Raw genomic sequence first — 18,725 nt, forward strand, 5'->3', positions numbered from 1 at the left:
CCCAGGTGGCGCGCACGCGCCACCGTTCCCCCACCGAATTTGCGCCAGATCGTCCTGCACGATTCGTCACGTTCCAGAATAGTCATGCACGGTGCATACCGCATCCGTGCATACATGGAGATGACGATGCGCAATTTATCGACGGGCCCAAACAGGGTGTTTGCAATGCTGCTGCTATTCATGCTTGCGCTACCGGGTGGCGCCAGGGCGGCCGTCGCCGATGGTGCCACTGGCAGCGAGCGCGCTGGTGGTGATCTCTACAGCATCGTCAATCTCGCCCCACCGACGAGCTACAACGGCTTTGTCAATGCACAAGGTCAGGCGGCATTCGAGTACCTGGGTCCGCAAGATCGCACACAAGTGGCGTTCTTCGATGGCGATCGTATTGTCGATATCAGTCCTCCGGGCAATGACCGTACGTTTGTCGGCGGTCTGAACGAACAGGGTGCAGTGATTTTCAACGCACGCTTCCTTGATGCGCAAAGCCCCGGCGGCCTGCGGTACCAGCCGTTGCGCTGGTCGGCCGCGCGGGGCCGGGTCGTGCTACCGTCGCTCAATGCGCGCGAATACGCCTCGCTGGACGCGATCAACGAACATGGCCAGATCGCCGGCCTGTCCGCCACGTCCAGCGACAACAGCAGCGTGCGTGCAGTGCGCTGGAACTCGGCAAATCGCCTGTCGACACTACCCGGCGTCACCGGCTTCGTGCCAGGCGCTGCCTACGGTATCAACGATCTCGATGCCGTTGTCGGCTCGGGCAGCGCTGTCAATGGCAGCACGACCACGCTGGTCTGGAACGCGGACGGCCGGCCAACGAATCTGGGAACGTTCGGGGCACGCAGCGCCTACGGTATCCGCATCAATAACCAGGGCGACGTTCTCGGATGGCGCATCGTCGACGCGGCGACCCGGGGCTTCTTCCTGTCAAGCCCGGGAAAGGCGGCAGTCAGCATCAATGCCGCCTATCCGGCCACACTCAACGAAGCGGGTGAGGTCATCGGCGCAGTGCGGGGCCCGACCACGAACGAGTTTCGCGCCTTCCGTTATTCGCGTGCGCGCGGCTTTCTCAGCCTGCACCCGGCGGGCATGTTCACGTCCGAGGCCAACGCTCTGAACGATGATGGCGTGAGCGTGGGCCTGGTCCGCTCCGGCATGCTCGACGAAGGCCGCGCGTATCGCTGGTCGCGCACGGGCGTGGCAACCGATCTAAATCTGCGCCTGCACAACGCGCCAGCAGGGCTGGTGGTGACCGAAGGGCTGGGTATTGCCGCCAACGGCGACATCCTGGCCCAATCGAACGCCGGCCTGGTGTTCCTGCGCTGCGCTGGCAGCGGTACCGATGCGCCGGTGCTGGGCCCGCTGCAAATACCGGCGCTGCGCGAGAAAGAGCTTGCCAGGCTCACGCTGTCATTTCGCGACCGCAATGCAAGCGATACCCATAGCGCCACTGTTGACTGGGGCGATGGCGGCGGGCCGCTGCCGGCGGTCGTGCGCGGGCGCAATGGCGCCGGTACGGTGCAGGCTGAACACATATATGCGTTTGCAGGGGATTACCGCGCGACCGTGATCGTCACCGATTCGGGGCGCAGGCGTACGACGATGTCTGCGTTGGTCCGGGTCGGCTTTCTCGACGGCGCGCAGGTGATGGGTGAAGGTATGCTGCCATCGGGCGTGGGCGCCGGCAGCCGCGTCAATGCGCCCGCTGCCAGAACATTGTTCCGGCTGGCAGCGCCACTCACGCTCAAGACCGGGGGCGATACGCCGTTCGTGTTTCGTCTGCTGGGCAGCACGTCGTTCATGGGTACAACGCTTGATCGGGTCGCGCGCGATGGCAACCGGATCACACTGGAAGGGACGGGCCAACTGGACAATCGCCCCGGTTACCGCTTCGTGATCGATGCCGTGGCGGGTGAGGGCGCCGAGCCAGCCAGCGCCAGCAGGATGGCGGTGCGCATCGAAGAAGCGGCTGGGGTGGGGGCGCTGCGCAAGGCAGTGTTCGAAGCAGGCCGCGGCGCCCATACGCAGCAGGATATGGATCAGGACGCCAAGCAGGCCGCGCAAGCGCTCCCAGCCGACATCCTGTACCGCGGCGCTTTACGCCTGACGGGTCAGACTGGCCAGGCTGGCCAGCAATAGCAAATAGCAAATAACTCAGCGAATCGGCAGCTTGGTGGAATTCTTCACTTCTTCCATCACCGCATAGGTGTGCGTCTCGCGCACACCTTTCTGCAGCAGCGTCTTGCCCAGAAATTCGCGGTAGGCTGCCATGTCTTTCACACGCGCCTTCACCAGGTAGTCGAAGCCGCCGGCCACCATATGGCATTCGAGCACTTCGGGAATCATCTGCACGCTCTGCTTGAAGGCATCGAACACTTCAGGTGTGGTGCGGTCGAGCACGACTTCGATGAACACCAGCAGCGACACGTCCAGCAACTGCGGGTTGAGCTGGGCGGTGTAGCCCATGATGTAACCGGATTCGTGCAGCTTGCGCACACGTTCGAGACAGGCTGCCGGCGACAAGTTGACGCGCGCCGCCAGTTCGACGTTGCTGATGCGGCCGTCGTTCTGCAACTCGGCCAGAATCTTTTTGCTAATCTTGTCGAGCATGCTATCTCTCCTTATAAATTTTATTTGGTCAGATTGTCGCATCAAAAACTATCTATTGCCAGTATCGGTTAAATCCAGAATAAATCCAGAAGAAATCCTTCTACAATCGAATCATTTCCACCAAGTTCCAATCTGCGCCGGCTGTTACGAACAGCACGGCGCTTTTGCTGTGCGGTGGCCCTCGTTGTGTATTTTTCTTTTGACTAGATAGCCATGCAGATTGCTGCTCACCCGGCCTCCACCTTCGTTCCGTTCGACGCCCTTCACGCTGAAATCAAACGCGACCAGACTCCCCTGCGCGCCGCCATCACGGCCGCCTACCGCCGCGATGAAACCGAGGCAGTGCAGTGGCTGCTGGCCCAGGGTTCCGGCGCCAGCCATGATGCCCAGGCCTTGGCGCACCGCCTGGTTGCTGCCGTGCGTGAAAAACGCACCCGCTCGTCGGGCGTGGACGCCCTGATGCACGAATTCTCGCTGTCATCCGAAGAAGGCGTGGCATTGATGTGCCTGGCTGAAGCACTGCTGCGCATTCCGGACAGCGAAACGGCGGACCGCCTCATCGCCGACAAGATCAGCAAGGGCGACTGGCGCAAGCACCTGGGCGAGTCGCCATCACTGTTCGTCAACGCGGCCACCTGGGGGCTGCTCATCACCGGCAAGCTGGTCTCGACCAATAGCGAGCAAGGCCTGGGCTCGGCGCTCACGCGCATGATCGCCAAGGGCGGCGAACCGCTGATCCGCAAGGGCGTCGACATGGCGATGCGCATGCTGGGCAACCAGTTCGTCACCGGCCAGACCATCGATGAGGCGCTGAAAAACAGCCGCGAGAACGAAACGCGCGGCTACCGCTACTCGTACGACATGCTGGGCGAAGCGGCGCTGACCGAACTCGATGTGCAACATTACTACGCATCGTACGAGCAGGCGATCCATGCGATCGGCAAGGCCTCGAATGGCCGCGGCATCAAGGACGGCCCGGGCATCTCGATCAAGCTTTCGGCGCTGCACCCGCGCTACAGCCGCGCGCAGTCCGCGCGCGTGATGGGCGAACTGCTGCCGCGCGTGCGCAGCCTCGTGCTGCTGGCCAAGCGCTACGACATCGGCATCAATATCGACGCCGAAGAAGCCGACCGCCTCGAGATCTCGCTCGACATGCTCGAGGTGCTGGCGTTCGACCCCGAGCTGGCCGGCTTCGAAGGCATTGGCCTGGTGGTGCAGGCGTACCAGAAACGCTGCCCGTACGTGATCGATTATGTGATCGACCTGGCCAAGCGAAGCGGCCGCAAGTTCATGGTGCGACTGGTCAAGGGCGCCTACTGGGACGCCGAGATCAAGCGCGCCCAGGTCGACGGCATGCCCGGCTATCCGGTGTACACGCGCAAGGTCCACACCGACGTGTCTTACCTGATCTGCGCACGCAAGCTGCTCGGCGCGGCCGACATCCTGTACCCGCAGTTCGCCACCCACAACGCGCACACGCTGTCGGTCATCTATACCTGGGCGCGCCTGGGTAATATCAGCAACTACGAATTCCAGTGCCTGCACGGCATGGGCGAAACGCTGTACGACCAGGTCGTGGGCAGCAAGAACCTCGACAAGCCTTGCCGTATCTACGCACCGGTGGGTTCGCACGAAACGCTGCTGGCCTACCTCGTGCGCCGCCTGCTGGAAAACGGCGCCAACTCGTCGTTCGTGAACCAGATCGTCGACGAGAGCGTCGCCATCAACACCCTGATCACTGATCCGTTCGAGGCTGCCCGCGCCAGCGGCGGCAAGCCGCATCCGGCAATTGCACTGCCCGTGGACATGTTCGGCAGCGAGCGCAAGAACTCCGCCGGCATGGACCTGGTCAACGAAGACATCCTGGGCCAGCTGGCGAATGGCCTGTCGCAACAGCGCCGCCATGTCGCTGCACCGCTGACCGCAGCAAAGGTCGACGCCGGCCCGCTTGCCAACGTGGTCAACCCGGCCCAGTCGGCCGATATCGTCGGCCTGGTGCAGGAAGCCTCGCGCGCCGATGTCGACGCCGCGCTGGCAGCGGCCAGTGCCTTTGCCGGCGAATGGGCCGCCACCGGCACGGCGGAGCGCGCCGCGATCCTCGAACGCACCGCCGACCTGTTTGAACAGCATGGTGTCGAGCTGATGGCCCTGGCCGTGCGCGAAGCCGGCAAGTCGCTGCCGAACGCGATTGCCGAACTGCGCGAAGCGGTCGACTTCCTGCGCTATTACGCGGTGCAGATCCGCGCTGCAAACCTTCAGTCAGGCGTCCAGGCACTGGGCCCGGTCAGCTGCATCAGCCCATGGAACTTCCCGCTGGCGATCTTCACGGGGCAGGTCGCCGCCGCACTGGCGGCCGGCAACGTGGTGCTGGCCAAGCCAGCCGAGCAGACGCCGCTGATCGCCCACCGCGCGGTGGAGCTGTTCCTCGAGGCCGGCACGCCGCGCGCTGCGCTGCAACTGCTGCCGGGCCGCGGTGAAGTCGTCGGCGCCGCGCTGACGGCCGACAGCCGCATCAAGGGTGTGATCTTCACCGGCTCGACCGAGGTCGCGCAGCTGATCAACCGCACGCTGGCCAAACGCGCGGAACAGGAAGGCATCGACATTCCGCTGGTGGCCGAAACGGGTGGCCAGAATGCGCTGATCGTCGATTCGTCGGCGCTGCCCGAACAGGTAGTGGGCGATGTGCTGAGTTCGGCCTTCGATTCGGCCGGCCAGCGCTGCTCCGCGCTGCGCGTGCTGTTCCTGCAGGAAGATATCGCCGACAAGACCATCAAGATGCTCAAGGGCGCGATGCAGGAACTGCGCGTGGGCAGCCCGGATCGCCTGGCAACCGATATCGGCCCGGTCATCGATGCAGAAGCGCAGCGCAACCTGCTGGCGCACATCGAGCGCACCAAGGCCACGGCGCGCAGCCACTTCGCGCTCGAGCTGCCGACCGCCATCACCAGCTGCGGCACGTTCGTGCCGCCGACGGTGCTCGAGATTGCGTCGCTGTCGGAACTCAAGCAAGAGGTGTTCGGCCCGGTCCTGCACATCGTGCGCTACCGCCGCGCCGATCTGCCGAAGGTGATCGCGTCGATCAATGCCACCGGCTTCGGCCTGACGCTGGGCGTGCACTCACGCATCGATGAAACGATCGACTACATCGTCAGCCATGCCCACGTCGGCAATATCTACGTCAACCGCAATATCGTCGGCGCGGTTGTCGGCGTGCAGCCGTTCGGTGGCGAAGGCAAGTCCGGCACCGGTCCGAAAGCCGGCGGCCCGTTGTACATCAAGCGCCTGCAGCGCGGCGCGGCGCCATTGATGGACCACGTCCGTCAGCCTGACACCGCGCTCGAAGCGCTGATCGCCTGGCTGCGCATGAGTGACCAGCAACCCGTGGTGGCACTGGCAGAGGGCTATGCGCGCACGTCGCTGAATGGCGTGTCAATTGACTTGCCGGGACCGACCGGCGAGCGCAATCGCCTGTCGTTCACGCCGCGCGGCGTCGTGCTGTGCGCATCGGGCACGCCGTCAGGCCTGCTCAATCAAGTGGCAGCTGCGCTGGCCACCGGCAACCGTGCACTGGTGCTGACCACGTCGCCGGAGGCGATCCCGGCCAACCTGCCGCAGGCGGTCAAGGAACGCGTGCGCTTCATCGGCAAGGACGAGGTGGATGCGGGCGAGTTCGCGCTCGCCCTGGTCGAATCGGGCCTGGCCGGCTCGCTGCGCACGCAACTGGCAGCGCGCAGCGGCGCTATCATCGGGGTGGTCGATACCGAACCACTGGCAGCGATCGACCTGTGGCGCCTGGTGGCCGAACGTGCCGTCTGCGTCAATACGACAGCGGCCGGCGGTAACGCCAGCCTGATGACGCTGGGCCTGTAATGCACACCACATCGGCGACTTCGGTCGCCGATGTGCTTTCTGACACGCACTCAACCAGCAGGAGCATCAAGGGCAGTCGCAGGGACCATACCAACAACAAGGAGACTCACCATGCTTGTAGGCGTTCCAACCGAAATCAAGAACAACGAATACCGCGTCGGCCTCACGCCGGCGTCGGTGCATGAACTGGTGGTGCAAGGCCACCAGGTAATCGTCCAGCAGGGCGCCGGCAACGAGATCGGCTTGCCCGACGCGCACTACGTCGCGGCCGGCGCCAGTATCGTGGCGAGCGCGCAGGAAGTGTTTGCGCAGGCTGACATGATCGTCAAGGTCAAGGAGCCGCAGGCAGCCGAATGCGCGATGCTGCGCTCAGGCCAGATCCTCTTCACCTACCTGCACCTGGCGCCCGATCCCGAACAAACGGCAGCCCTGGTGCGTTCAGGGGCCGTCTGCATCGCCTATGAGACGGTGACCGGCCCGGGCGGCGGCTTGCCGCTGCTCGCGCCGATGAGCGAGGTGGCGGGGCGCATGTCGATTCAGGCGGGCGCCGCGCATCTGGAGAAATCCAGGGGCGGAATGGGCCTGCTGCTGGGCGGTGTACCGGGTGTGGCCGCGGGCCACGTCGTCATCATCGGCGCCGGCGTGGTGGGCACCAATGCGCTGCAGATGGCCGTCGGCACGGGCGCGCGGGTGACGGTGCTCGACAAGAACGTCGATCGCCTGCGCCAGCTCGATCTGGTGTTTGGCAACCGCATCGCCACGCTGCATTCCAGCGCGCAGGCGCTCGAAGAAGCCGTGCTCTCGGCCGACCTGGTGATCGGCGGTGTGCTGGTGCCGGGTGCTGCAGCGCCAAAGCTCGTCACGCGCAGCATGGTGTCACGCATGAAAAAGGGCGCAGTGGTGGTCGACGTGGCGATCGACCAGGGCGGCTGCTTTGAAACGTCCCACGCCACCACCCACGCCGATCCGACCTTCGTCGTCGATGGCGTGGTGCATTACTGCGTGGCGAACATGCCTGGTGCAGTGGCACGCACGTCCACCTTCGCACTGAACAACGCCACGATCGGCCACGCGCTCGCATTGGCCGGCAAAGGCTGGCGGCGCGCGCTGGCGGACGATGTTCACCTGCGCCAGGGCCTGAATGTCTGCCAGGGCAAGGTCACGTTCGAGGCCGTGGCGCGTGCGCTGGGTTACGACTACGTCGCGGCCGGGTCGCTGCTGGACTAGAGCGGCGCCTGGGCCAGATCCCGGCACAGGCGCCGGGTGATGTGAAACGCGTACTGCGCGGCCACGGTCTTGACGAAGCCCATGAAGTCGTGCGCCGCGTGTTCGTTGGCGTTATCCGAGATTGCGCGGATGACGGCAAACGGCACGTCCAGTTCGTGGCACACCTGCGCCACTGCAGCGCCTTCCATTTCCACGGCCACGAGGCCAGGCAGCGCGTTGTTCATTGCATTGATCCGCGCCGCGTCATGCACGAACTGGTCGCCGCTGGCCACCAGGCCACGGTGCACGCGCGGCTGGTTCAAGCCAAATGTGGTGCGGTCCGCCGAGGCGATCACATGCGCCAGGTCGTCGTCGAGAAATGCATGCGCTGCACTGGACACCCGCAGCGACAGCCGGGCGTCCGGCTGAAAATGGGTTTTCCCGGTCAGTGGCACCTCGAAGCGCGGAAACAAAGGACTGGCATCCATGTCGTGCTGGACCAGCGATTCGGCCACCACGATGTCGCCAACACTGATCGTCGAATCCCCGGCACCAGCCACGCCCGTGAACAGGATGTGGGTAACTCCGAACTTCTCCACAAGCGTTGTCGCCGTCATAGCGGCAGCAACCTTCCCAATTCGCGACAGGACGCACACGGCGTCGATTCCCCATAGCTGTCCGAGAAAGTACTCACGCCGGCCATGGATGAGCGTGGCGGGCCCTTGCAAGGCTTCCACGAGCCCTGCCTGTTCTTCGTGCAACGCGCTGATGATGCCTAAACGCATTTTTTTACTGGGCCGTTGTGCATAAGCGCCGGATTGTACACAGCATTGCCAGGCATTGGAGACAAATATCGTGACCTGAATGGTCGTTCTGGAAAACGCTTTTTTTTGCGTGCACGTTGTTTGCTTATTTAATTAAGAGATCTGTATACAAATTTAGTAGTAGTAAGTAAACGCGTGAATTTTTGTGGATAAGCCTGGTTTTCTCAACAGAATCAGCGCGTTAAATGCGCTTTTTTGAGCGGGACAACGCTTGCGTGAGTCAGGCACGGATCGGGGACAAAAAATGGGATGGGTGAAAAAGTCCGGGTTCTGCACATCTGATGCTGTGGATATGCAGCGGCTTGTCCACAAGCTCATCAGGCCTGGCGCTGGTTTCCGGTGAACGGAGCGGCTGGTCTGTTTGATCTGTCAGCAGATCGTCGAGGCCACGTGCACTTTTTTTTTGAAAAACGTTTTCAGGACGATCTGCAGTCGGGTTGCTGGCTCTGGATGTTCAGCGCGCAAGTTATGCAGTTTGTTTACTTAAAGGCTTGTATACAAAATAGTAGTAATAGTAAACGCGGCACATTCTGTGGATAAGCGAGTATTTTTCCACAACATCAATGGTTTACCTGGTCGCCAACTGACTGGAGAACCATGCGGATCGTCGTGCAGCAAAGGTGGATAGAAATGCCGGACGTCTTGCAAAACGGGTTTGTGCACATTCTGCCCTGTGGATATGCAGCGGGTTCTCCACAGACCTGCAATCAGGTTTGGCAACACTGGACGGGGTTGATCTGCCACGTCAGAAATTTTTTTTTAAAACAGGCATCTCAGGTTTACAACCAATTACTGTATACAACATTGATAGTAATAAGTAAGGGCAGGCAGCTTCTGTGGACAACCCGGTTAACGAGAACAAAATCATCCACTTACAGTGCGCATAAGCCAGTGCACTAGTTGCCCGGCTTCCTGGTGGTAAATCTGGACAAGATTTTCGCTTATGTACAAAAGCGTAGTTCTGCACAAACCGTACCTGTGGATATCCATTTGCTTATCCACAGGTGGGGTCTGGACAGGCGTTTACGTTCTGGTAAGCTGTGTTTCATCGAGTCAGCGCCAAGGGGAACCGCATGGAAATCACGTCGCTGTACGCCAGGGTCAATGGCCTGAACATGCACTACGTGACAGCTGGCGACGGTCCACCCGTCATCCTGCTGCACGGTTTCCCCGATACACACGAGATCTGGCGCCGCCAGATTCCTGCGCTTGCTGCCGCGGGATTGCGTGTGATTGCGCCCGACCTGCGTGGCTACGGCAAGACGGATATGCCGCAGGACGTTGGCGCTTACGCCGTGTCGTTCCTGGCCGATGATGTGCTGCGATTGATGGATGCGCTGGGAATCGAGAAGGCCGTCATCGTCGGTCACGACTGGGGTGCATTGATCGGCTGGCACCTGGCCATGCATGCGCCGCAACGTATTGTGCGATACGCCGCGTTATCGGTCGGCCATCCCAAGGCAATTGCAGCGTCAGGTCTCGGCCAGAAACTGCGCTTCTGGTACATGCTGGTGTTCAAAACGCCCGTGGTCGCAGAAGCATTGCTGAAAGCAGGGGATTGGGCCGCACTGCGAAAAATGATCCGCAGCCGTGAACAGCAAGAGATCTGGATCGCGGCACTTGCGCCGCCAGGTCGCCTGACGGCAGCACTGAATTATTACCGCGCCAATTTCAAGCCGTCATCGGCGCGAACCTGGCTGCCAGTCAATGTGCCGGTGATGGGTGTCTGGAGCGAACACGATCCGGCCCTTGGGGAGCAACAGATGCTTGATTCGCGTGAGCAGTGTCCTGCCGGTTTTCGGTATGAACGCATCGATGGGGTTGGTCACTGGCTGCAGCTATCTGGCGCGGATCGCCTGAACGCATTGCTGCTCGATTTCGTGAAGTCGCCGATTGTCTGAGTGTCAGCCGTATTCTCGGGTGAGTACATACCGCATGCCGTAAAATTGCGTCTCGTACATTCCTCCTGAATTCTTCCATGATTGATGTTGTCTGGCTTGGCGGCGCTGCGTTCGCCGCTGGCCTGGTTGATGCCGTTGTTGGCGGCGGCGGCCTGGTCCAGCTTCCTGCCATGTTCTCGTTGTTGCCGAAGGAAGTTCCGGCAACCATTCTCGGCACCAACAAGTTTGCAGCAATCTTTGGCACCGGGTCGGCTGCGGTCGAATACGCGCGTCGCGTGCGCGTGGCCTGGAGTACGGCCGCGCCGGCCGCTGCCGCCGCATTCGTGCTGTCCTTCGCTGGCGCCTGGACCGTGACCCGGGTACCCGCCGATTTCGTGCGTGCATTATTGCCGATCATCCTGGTCGCGGTGGCGGTCTACACGTTCAAGAAGAAAGACCTGGGCTCGGTGCACGCGCCGATGCATAGCGGGCTGGCCGAACGTTACTGGGCGATCGGCATCGGCGCTGCGATCGGGTTTTACGATGGGTTCTTTGGCCCTGGCACCGGCAGCTTCCTGATCTTCCTGTTCGTACGGTTTTTTGGATTCGATTTCCTCAGCGCCTCCGCCGCAGCCAAGATTGTCAACGTCGCCTGCAATTTTTCCGCGCTCATGTGGTTCGGCTACAGCGGCCACATTTTGTGGCAGCTCGGCTTGTTGATGGCTGGTTGCCAGATTGCGGGTTCGTTGTCAGGTACACGGCTCGCGCTCAAGTATGGCAGCGGCTTTGTGCGCAAGGTATTCCTGTTTGTCGTCAGCGCGCTGATTGTGAAGACCGCCTACGATGCGTTCACAAAACTGGGTTGGTAGCGCCCATTGTTCCACGTGAAACAATGCAAGCCGGCTGACGCCGGCTTTTTCTTTGGACGTTCCACGTGAAACAATCGACGTACTAAAAACGCGTCAACGTTCCACGTGAAACAAAATTCGTCGTTTTCTCGCGGTCAAAGAATCTGGCAGCGGAAAAGAATCTATAATCGCGCATTAGTCTCCTCGCCTCACATCCCATCATGCTATTTCCTACTGAATTCGACGTCATCGTCGTCGGCGGCGGCCATGCCGGCACCGAAGCTGCACTTGCGTCTGCACGCACCGGTCAAAAGACACTGCTGCTGACCCACAATATTGAAACCCTTGGCGCCATGTCCTGCAATCCGTCCATCGGCGGCATCGGAAAAGGACATCTGGTCAAGGAGGTCGACGCCCTCGGTGGCGCGATGGCCATCGCAACGGATGAAGCCGGGATCCAGTTCCGGATTCTGAATTCCTCGAAAGGCCCAGCCGTACGCGCAACCCGCGCGCAAGCTGACCGCGTCCTGTACAAGGCAGCGATCCGTTCGCGCCTGGAGAACCAGCCGAACCTGTGGCTGTTCCAGCAGGCAGTCGAAGACCTGATCGTCGAGGGTGATCGCGTCGTCGGCGCCGTTACTCAGGTGGGTCTGAGCTTCCGCGCGCGCGCCGTTGTGCTGACGGCGGGTACTTTCCTTGATGGCAAAATCCACGTCGGCTTGCAAAATTATGCCGGCGGTCGCGCGGGCGATCCACCGGCGACCTCGCTCTCGGCGCGCCTGAAGGAACTCAAGCTGCCGCAGGGCCGCCTGAAAACCGGCACGCCGCCGCGCATCGATGGTCGCAGCATCGACTTTTCGCTGCTGACCGAGCAGCCGGGTGACCTCGATCCGGTGCCGGTCTTCTCGTACATGGGGAATGTGGCGATGCATCCGAAGCAGGTGCCATGCTGGGTCACGCACACCAACGAACGCACGCATGACATCATCCGGGCCGGACTTGACCGCAGCCCGATGTACACCGGCGTGATCGAAGGCGTCGGCCCGCGCTACTGCCCGTCGATCGAAGACAAGATCCACCGCTTCGCCAGCAAGGAATCGCACCAGATCTTCCTCGAGCCGGAAGGCTTGACGACCAACGAGTTCTATCCGAACGGGATCTCGACCAGCCTGCCATTCGACGTGCAGCTGGCCCTGGTGCGCTCGATGCGTGGCATGGAAAACGCGTTCATCCTGCGGCCCGGTTATGCGATCGAATACGATTACTTCGATCCGCGCGGCCTGAAGGCATCGCTGGAAACCAAGTCGATCAAGGGCCTGTTCTTCGCCGGCCAGATCAACGGCACCACCGGCTACGAAGAAGCGGCAGCGCAAGGTCTGCTCGCCGGCCTGAACGCGGCGCTGCAAACCCAGGGCAAGGATGCCTGGACGCCGGGTCGCTCGGAAGCCTACCTCGGCGTGCTGGTCGATGACCTCACGACGCAGGGCGTGGCCGAACCGTACCGCATGTTCACCAGCCGCGCCGAATACCGCCTGTCGCTGCGCGAAGACAATGCCGACATGCGCCTGACAGAAATCGGCCGCAGCCTCGGCCTGGTCGACGATGCGCGCTGGGAAGCGTTCGAGACCAAGCGCGAATCCGTCGCGCGCGAACTCGAGCGCCTGCGCTCGGTGTGGGTAAATCCGCGCATCCTGGCAGCGGCCGAATCAGAACGCATTGTCGGCCAGCCGCTCGAGCACGAATACAACCTGGCCGATCTGCTGCGCAGACCGGGCGTGAACTACGACACGCTGATGACGATGAGCGGTCTCGAAGGCCAGAGCCTGGCCGGCCCGGGCGTCGAGGATCCCGCCGTGAAGGAACAGGTCGAGATTCAACTGAAGTATTCGGGCTACATCGATCGCCAGGCGCGCGAAGTCGAGCGTCACGATCACTACGAAAACATGAAGCTGCCGGAGAACTTGAACTACCTGGATATCGAAGCGCTGTCGTTCGAAGTACGCCAGAAACTCGACAAGCAGCGGCCAGAAACGCTGGGCCAGGCGTCCCGCATTTCCGGCGTGACCCCGGCCGCGATCTCGCTGCTGCTGGTGACGCTGAAAAAGCGCGGCGCCAAAGGTTTTGCCACGACTGTTGCCGAGGTGGCCGAATGAAATACAACTTCGATCATGATGCACTGGCGGCCGTGCTGGAGCAGGGCATCAAGGACATGACGCTGGATGTCACGTCCGAACAGCAGACCCAGCTGATGGGCTACCTGGCCCTGATGAACAAATGGAACGCCGTCTATAACCTGACGTCGCTGCGCGATCCGCAGCAGATGGTCACGCACCATCTGCTCGACTCCCTGGCTGCGGTGCCGGCATTTGCCGATGCCTGCAATGTGCTGGACGTGGGAGCAGGGGGCGGTTTGCCGGGCATCGTGCTGGCCATCGTGCGGCCAGACATGAAGGTGTCGATGATCGACACGGTGCACAAGAAAACCGCGTTCCTGAATCAGGTGAAGGCAGAACTGAAGCTGACCAATGTCAGCGTGCACACGATGAAGGTGCAGGACCTGGTTGTGGATGACAAATTCGACGTGATCACATCACGCGCATTTGCCGACCTGTCCGACTTCGTCAACTGGTCCGGCCATCTGCTGGCCGAGGGCGGCAAATTCATCGCCCTGAAAGGCGTGGCGCCGAGCGAAGAGCGCGAGCGCCTGCCGCAGGACTGGAAAGTGGTGGATCTGCAACCGTTGTGGGTGCCAAGGCTGCAGGCAGAGCGACATCTGGTATTCATCGAGCGCACCAAATAAAACATACCGGAAGTACATACGATATAAATCGTAACAACTGTACTAATCGTAATAACTGTATTAATCGTATAAACAGTTTATATCGTTTATCTCATATAAACCATTGCAACGGTTTTACGATATGAACGATATGATGCCTTGTAGTCGCATCCAGGAAAGGGAAAGATGGCGAAGATTTTTTGCGTTGCGAACCAGAAGGGTGGCGTAGGCAAGACCACCACCAGCGTCAACCTGTCGGCAGGCCTGGCCAAACTGAACCAGCGCGTGCTGCTGGTCGACCTCGACCCGCAAGGCAATGCCACGATGGGCGCGGGCATCAACAAGGCCGAGCTGGCCGCGTCGATCTACCAGGTGCTGCTGGGCGAGTCGGATGTGGCCACGGCGCGGGTGCGCTCGGAAGCAGGGCGCTTCGATGTACTGCCGGCCAACCGCGAGCTGGCCGGCGCCGAAGTCGAGATGGTCGCGCTCGAGAACCGCGAGCGGCGCCTGAAGGAAGCACTGGCGGCGGTGGCGGATGACTACGACTTCATCCTGGTCGACTGTCCGCCCGCGCTGTCGCTGCTGACACTGAACGGCCTGTGCGCCGCCGACGGCGTGATCATCCCGATGCAGTGCGAATACTATGCACTCGAAGGCTTGTCCGACCTGGTCAACACGATCAAGAAGGTCCACGCCAACCTGAACACCGACCTGAAGATCATCGGTCTGCTGCGCGTGATGTTCGATCCGCGCATGACGCTGTCGCAACAGGTCTCGGGCCAGCTCGAGCAGCACTTCGGCGACAAGGTCTTCAAGACGATCATCCCGCGCAATGTGCGGCTGGCCGAGGCGCCGTCGTACGGCATCCCCGGCGTGACGTTCGATCCGTCCTCGAAAGGCGCACAGGCGTACATCGCCTTCGGCGCCGAGATGGTCCAGCGCATCAAGACCATGTAATCAATCATAAAGCTGACAAAGAGATGGCAACCAAAAAACTCAAGGGACTGGGCCGCGGCCTCGACGCCCTGCTCGGCGGCGACCTGGACGCCGCACCGGCCATGCCGAACACGCCGTCCGTGCTCGCCGTGACGCAGATCCAGGCCGGCAAGTACCAGCCCCGCACGCGCATGGACGAAGTGAGCCTGTCGGAACTGGCTGCATCGATCAAGACCCAGGGCATCATGCAACCGGTCCTCGTGCGCCCGTTACCACCGGGCAGCACGACGCCGTACGAAATCATTGCCGGCGAACGGCGCTTCCGCGCGGCGCAGATGGCGGGCCTGGATGAAATCCCGGTGCTGGTGCGCGACGTCGACGACCAGGCAGCGGCTGCGATGGCGTTGATCGAGAACATCCAGCGCGAAGACCTGAACCCGCTCGAAGAAGCGCAGGGCATCAACCGCCTGATTTCGGATTTCAATTTCACGCACGAACAGGCGGCCGGCGCTGTCGGTCGCTCGCGCAGCGCGGTCTCGAACCTGCTGCGCCTGATCAACCTCGCGCAGCCGGTGCAGACGATGCTGATGGCCGGCGACATCGACATGGGTCACGCCCGTGCCTTGCTGGCGGTGGACAGCGCGCACCAGATCACGCTGGCCAACCAGGTGATCGCCAAGCGCCTGTCGGTGCGCGAAACGGAAAAACTCGTCTCGCGCGCGCTTGATGAGCATAACGCCCCGGCGCAAGCCGCCCGTGCCAAAGACAAGTCGGGCGACATCGTGCGCCTCGAAGAAGAACTGTCGGACAAGCTGGCAACGCCGGTCGTGTTCAAGATGGGCCCGAAGGGCAGGGGCCAGATGATCATCGATTTCGCCGACCTCGACATCCTCGACGGCGTGCTGGCCCGGCTGCGCGCCTGAGCGCGAGCGGGTTGCAGGCAGGGTGGCCGCTGACTGGACTACCCTGCAATGTGACACCCGCTGCCTACACCATCTGGCGTTAAGTTGTTGAAAATAATGCCCTATCCACCTGCAACGTGTCACATTTTCGTCATCTTTACAGCACAGTTATAAGTAGGGAATCGTTTGACTCACATCCGTATAACCACTTATAATTCCGGCGATTCATGTAATTACCACCACGTAGCACGTCCACTGCGCCAGCGCGAAGACCGATAAAAATATGCTGCGCATCGTTTCCCTGCAGTTGATTGCAACAGTTCTCGTCGGCATCATCGCCGGATTACTGGGGGGATGGCCTGCGGCGTTTTCTGCGGTACTTGGCGGTTTGAGTTGCGTCGTGCCCAACGGAATCATGGCAGTGCGCCTGTTTGCCTCGTCAGCGAGTGGCACGGCGAACCCTGCGACATTTTTCATATGGGAATTTATAAAGATTGCATTGACGCTGGCGCTCCTGGGCGCGACGGCGTGGCTGTACCGCGATCTGAACTGGCTGGCATTGGTCGCCGGAATCATCGTGGCGCTGAAAAGTTACATATTCTTATTATTTAGGCAATGACATGGCGACTCCAACCGTAGACGGCGCAGCCCACGCGCCCACCGCATCAGAATATATCCGGCACCACCTCGGCCACCTGTCGACTGGCCATCAGAATGGCCCGGTCGACTTTTCCGTGATCAACCTGGACACCGTGTTCTGGTCGATCGCAATGGGTATCGTTGGTTCGCTGATCCTGTGGAGCGCGGCGCGCAAGGCCACCGCCGGCGTGCCGGGCCGTTTCCAGGCTGCCGTCGAGATGCTGTTTGAAATGGTCGATGACCAGGCCAAGTCGATCGTGCATGGCGACCGCAGCTTCATCGCGCCAGCCGCACTGACCGTGTTCGTCTGGGTCGCCCTGATGAACTGCCTCGACTTCCTGCCAGTCGACATGTTCTCGTCGGCCTTCGCCGCCCTGGGCGTCGAGCACCTGTTCCCGTATCACCGCGTGGTCCCGACCGCCGACATCAACGGCACCATCGGCATTTCGTTGGGCGTGCTGGTCCTGATGATCTACTACGGCATCAAGATCAAGGGCTTCGGCGGCTGGATCCACGAACTGCTGGCAGCACCGTTCGGCATCTGGATGGCGCCGTTCAACCTGCTTCTGAATATCATCGAATACGCAGCAAAAATGGTGTCGCTCGGTATGCGACTGTTCGGCAACATGTTTGCCGGTGAGCTGCTGTTCCTCTTGATCGCACTGTTGGGTGCATCGGCTACCGCATTCGGTGTCGTTGGCCACATCATTGCTGGTTCCATCTGGGCGATCTTCCACATCCTGATCGTATTCCTGCAGGCATTCATCTTCATGATGCTGACGCTGGTCTACCTCGGTCAGGCTCACGAAGGCCACTGATCGGCGCCGCAAGCATCGAAACAGATAGTGGTTGTAAAGAAGTTGTAGTTTTTAATCTAGTTTTCAATTTAACTTTTGGAGTTACACATGACTGACCTTTCTTTTGTTGCACTGGCTTGCGGTTTGATCATCGGCCTGGGCGCTATCGGTGCTTGTATCGGTATCGCAATCATGGGCGGTAAGTACCTGGAAGCCAGCGCACGTCAGCCAGAACTGATGAACACCCTGCAGACCAAGATGTTCCTGCTGGCTGGTCTGATCGACGCTGCGTTCCTGATCGGTGTTGGTATCGCCATGCTGTTCGCGTTCGCTAACCCGTTCGTTCCAGTCTAAGACGCGCTTCTCGCTGTCTTGAAGGGCCGAACCAGTTCTGGTTCGGCATCCGTGTTTCTGTAAGAAGGAAAAAACCGTGAACATCAACTCAACGTTGTTTGTCCAGTTCGTGGTCTTCTTTATCCTGGCGATGTTCACGATGAAATTCGTGTGGCCGCCACTGATGAAGGCGCTCGATGAGCGCGCCGCGAAGATTGCAAGTGGCCTGGCTGCTGCAGACCGTGGCAAGGCCGATCTGGCTGCTGCTGAAAAGCGTGTCCAGACCGAACTGGCTGGCGCCCGTGACGAAGTCCAGAAGCGCATCAACGACGCTGAAAAGCGCGCTGCTGCGATCATCGAAGAAGCCAAGCGTACCGCCGCTGACGAAGGCGCGCGTATCGTTGCCGCCGCCAAGGCTGACGCCGAGCAGCAAGTCAACAGCGCACGCGAAGCACTGCGTGGCCAGGTTGCCGCCCTCGCGGTTGCCGGCGCCGAGCAGATCCTGAAGCGTGAAGTGAACGCAGCGGCCCACGCTGACCTGCTGTCGCAACTGTCGACCGAGCTCTGATCATGGCAGAACTCGCAACCGTCGCCCGCCCCTACGCCGAAGCGCTGTTCCGTGTCGCCCAAACCGGCGACATGAACGCGTACTCGGCCATCGCGTCGGAACTGGGCCAGATTGGCGCCAGTGCCGACGTGCAGACCTTCGCCAGCAACCCGATCGTCACGCACGCACAACTGGCGGACACGATTGCGTCCCTGGTCAAGTCGCCGCTGAATGCTGAAGCGAAGAACTTTATCGCGATGCTGGCCGAGAATGGCCGCATCAACCTGCTGCCCGAGATCAGCACCCAGTTTGCGCTCCTGAAAAACGCGAACGAGGGCGCTGCCGATGCGATGATCCATAGCGCGTTCGAGATCTCGGCCGACCAGCTGGCGCAGCTGGTCGCCACGCTGGAAAAGAAATTTGGCCGCAAGCTCAACCCAACGGTAACAGTGGATCCTTCGCTGATCGGTGGTGTGCGCGTGGTCGTCGGTGACGAAGTGCTCGATACCTCGGTTCGCGCCAAGCTGCAACGGATGCACGTTGCGCTGGCCAACTAA

Annotated in this window: 16 protein-coding genes; 14 read left to right on the forward strand and 2 right to left on the reverse strand. The window is 61.1% G+C overall.

Going from position 1 to position 18,725, the window contains the following annotated elements; all coding sequences use genetic code 11:
• The first annotated feature begins 165 nt into the window (after positions 1-165).
• Positions 166-2,136, forward strand: a complete 1,971-nt coding sequence (locus tag AC56LN_RS09050) for a PKD domain-containing protein (protein ID WP_499571098.1) — start codon at positions 166-168, stop codon at positions 2,134-2,136.
• A gap of 15 nt (positions 2,137-2,151) precedes the next feature.
• Here AC56LN_RS09050 and AC56LN_RS09055 read toward each other — a convergent pair whose 3' ends face one another.
• On the reverse strand, positions 2,152-2,607 hold the full coding sequence (locus AC56LN_RS09055; protein WP_183554882.1) for an Lrp/AsnC ligand binding domain-containing protein: 456 nt from the start codon (positions 2,605-2,607) through the stop codon (positions 2,152-2,154).
• A 213-nt stretch (positions 2,608-2,820) separates the two neighbouring features.
• Between AC56LN_RS09055 and putA the strand changes: the two genes are divergently transcribed.
• Together putA and ald are read left to right on the forward strand one after the other, a co-directional pair.
• Entirely contained in the window at positions 2,821-6,477 is a 3,657-nt protein-coding gene (gene putA / locus AC56LN_RS09060) for a trifunctional transcriptional regulator/proline dehydrogenase/L-glutamate gamma-semialdehyde dehydrogenase (RefSeq protein WP_499571100.1), read from the forward strand.
• Positions 6,478-6,588: 111 nt separating this feature from the next.
• On the forward strand, positions 6,589-7,704 hold the full coding sequence (ald, locus tag AC56LN_RS09065) for an alanine dehydrogenase (protein WP_499571102.1): 1,116 nt from the start codon (positions 6,589-6,591) through the stop codon (positions 7,702-7,704).
• Here ald and AC56LN_RS09070 read toward each other — a convergent pair.
• Positions 7,701-8,468, reverse strand: a complete 768-nt coding sequence (locus AC56LN_RS09070; protein WP_499571104.1) for a 5'-methylthioadenosine/adenosylhomocysteine nucleosidase — start codon at positions 8,466-8,468, stop codon at positions 7,701-7,703. The genes ald and AC56LN_RS09070 overlap by 4 nt on opposite strands.
• A 1,154-nt stretch (positions 8,469-9,622) precedes the next feature.
• Here AC56LN_RS09070 and AC56LN_RS09075 point away from each other — a divergent pair.
• The 11 genes from AC56LN_RS09075 (at position 9,623) to AC56LN_RS09125 (ending at position 18,725) form a co-directional block, all read left to right on the forward strand.
• Complete coding sequence (locus tag AC56LN_RS09075) at positions 9,623-10,408, forward strand: alpha/beta fold hydrolase (RefSeq protein WP_499571601.1); 786 nt, start codon at positions 9,623-9,625, stop codon at positions 10,406-10,408.
• 77 nt (positions 10,409-10,485) lie between these two features.
• A complete protein-coding gene (locus tag AC56LN_RS09080; RefSeq protein ID WP_482896748.1) occupies positions 10,486-11,256 on the forward strand; it encodes a sulfite exporter TauE/SafE family protein in 771 nt (256 codons plus the stop codon).
• A 200-nt stretch (positions 11,257-11,456) separates the two neighbouring features.
• Positions 11,457-13,388, forward strand: a complete 1,932-nt coding sequence (gene mnmG, locus AC56LN_RS09085) for a tRNA uridine-5-carboxymethylaminomethyl(34) synthesis enzyme MnmG (RefSeq protein WP_499571106.1) — start codon at positions 11,457-11,459, stop codon at positions 13,386-13,388.
• Positions 13,385-14,035, forward strand: coding sequence for a 16S rRNA (guanine(527)-N(7))-methyltransferase RsmG (rsmG, locus tag AC56LN_RS09090; protein WP_499571108.1), 651 nt, complete (start codon positions 13,385-13,387; stop codon positions 14,033-14,035). The genes mnmG and rsmG overlap by 4 nt, the downstream gene beginning before the upstream one ends.
• 165 nt (positions 14,036-14,200) lie before the next feature.
• Positions 14,201-14,971 carry a ParA family protein gene (locus tag AC56LN_RS09095; RefSeq protein WP_482896751.1) on the forward strand — a complete coding sequence of 257 codons (771 nt, stop codon included), beginning with the start codon at positions 14,201-14,203 and terminating at the stop codon, positions 14,969-14,971.
• Between the two features lie 23 nt (positions 14,972-14,994).
• Positions 14,995-15,873 (forward strand): ParB/RepB/Spo0J family partition protein, encoded by an 879-nt coding sequence (locus AC56LN_RS09100; protein ID WP_482896752.1) that lies wholly within the window; start codon positions 14,995-14,997, stop codon positions 15,871-15,873.
• A 262-nt stretch (positions 15,874-16,135) separates the two neighbouring features.
• Positions 16,136-16,471 (forward strand): ATP synthase subunit I, encoded by a 336-nt coding sequence (locus AC56LN_RS09105; protein ID WP_343025780.1) that lies wholly within the window; start codon positions 16,136-16,138, stop codon positions 16,469-16,471.
• A 1-nt stretch (position 16,472) separates the two neighbouring features.
• On the forward strand, positions 16,473-17,309 hold the full coding sequence (gene atpB / locus AC56LN_RS09110; protein WP_499571111.1) for a F0F1 ATP synthase subunit A: 837 nt from the start codon (positions 16,473-16,475) through the stop codon (positions 17,307-17,309).
• A gap of 87 nt (positions 17,310-17,396) precedes the next feature.
• On the forward strand, positions 17,397-17,642 hold the full coding sequence (gene atpE, locus AC56LN_RS09115; RefSeq protein WP_183554857.1) for a F0F1 ATP synthase subunit C: 246 nt from the start codon (positions 17,397-17,399) through the stop codon (positions 17,640-17,642).
• 76 nt (positions 17,643-17,718) lie between these two features.
• Positions 17,719-18,189 (forward strand): F0F1 ATP synthase subunit B, encoded by a 471-nt coding sequence (locus AC56LN_RS09120; RefSeq protein ID WP_482896753.1) that lies wholly within the window; start codon positions 17,719-17,721, stop codon positions 18,187-18,189.
• A 2-nt stretch (positions 18,190-18,191) separates the two neighbouring features.
• Positions 18,192-18,725 carry a F0F1 ATP synthase subunit delta gene (locus tag AC56LN_RS09125; RefSeq protein WP_343025778.1) on the forward strand — a complete coding sequence of 178 codons (534 nt, stop codon included), beginning with the start codon at positions 18,192-18,194 and terminating at the stop codon, positions 18,723-18,725.

The organism is Telluria sp. ZT3P26 (assembly GCF_059686035.1).

Coding starts and splice junctions, on each gene's coding strand:
- AC56LN_RS09050 (WP_499571098.1), top strand. CDS start 166: ATGCTGCTGCTATTCATGCTTGCGCTACCGGGTGGCGCCAGGGCGGCC.
- AC56LN_RS09055 (WP_183554882.1), bottom strand. CDS start 2,607: ATGCTCGACAAGATTAGCAAAAAGATTCTGGCCGAGTTGCAGAACGAC.
- putA (WP_499571100.1), top strand. CDS start 2,821: ATGCAGATTGCTGCTCACCCGGCCTCCACCTTCGTTCCGTTCGACGCC.
- ald (WP_499571102.1), top strand. CDS start 6,589: ATGCTTGTAGGCGTTCCAACCGAAATCAAGAACAACGAATACCGCGTC.
- AC56LN_RS09070 (WP_499571104.1), bottom strand. CDS start 8,468: ATGCGTTTAGGCATCATCAGCGCGTTGCACGAAGAACAGGCAGGGCTC.
- AC56LN_RS09075 (WP_499571601.1), top strand. CDS start 9,623: ATGCACTACGTGACAGCTGGCGACGGTCCACCCGTCATCCTGCTGCAC.
- AC56LN_RS09080 (WP_482896748.1), top strand. CDS start 10,486: ATGATTGATGTTGTCTGGCTTGGCGGCGCTGCGTTCGCCGCTGGCCTG.
- mnmG (WP_499571106.1), top strand. CDS start 11,457: ATGCTATTTCCTACTGAATTCGACGTCATCGTCGTCGGCGGCGGCCAT.
- rsmG (WP_499571108.1), top strand. CDS start 13,385: ATGAAATACAACTTCGATCATGATGCACTGGCGGCCGTGCTGGAGCAG.
- AC56LN_RS09095 (WP_482896751.1), top strand. CDS start 14,201: ATGGCGAAGATTTTTTGCGTTGCGAACCAGAAGGGTGGCGTAGGCAAG.
- AC56LN_RS09100 (WP_482896752.1), top strand. CDS start 14,995: ATGGCAACCAAAAAACTCAAGGGACTGGGCCGCGGCCTCGACGCCCTG.
- AC56LN_RS09105 (WP_343025780.1), top strand. CDS start 16,136: ATGCTGCGCATCGTTTCCCTGCAGTTGATTGCAACAGTTCTCGTCGGC.
- atpB (WP_499571111.1), top strand. CDS start 16,473: ATGGCGACTCCAACCGTAGACGGCGCAGCCCACGCGCCCACCGCATCA.
- atpE (WP_183554857.1), top strand. CDS start 17,397: ATGACTGACCTTTCTTTTGTTGCACTGGCTTGCGGTTTGATCATCGGC.
- AC56LN_RS09125 (WP_343025778.1), top strand. CDS start 18,192: ATGGCAGAACTCGCAACCGTCGCCCGCCCCTACGCCGAAGCGCTGTTC.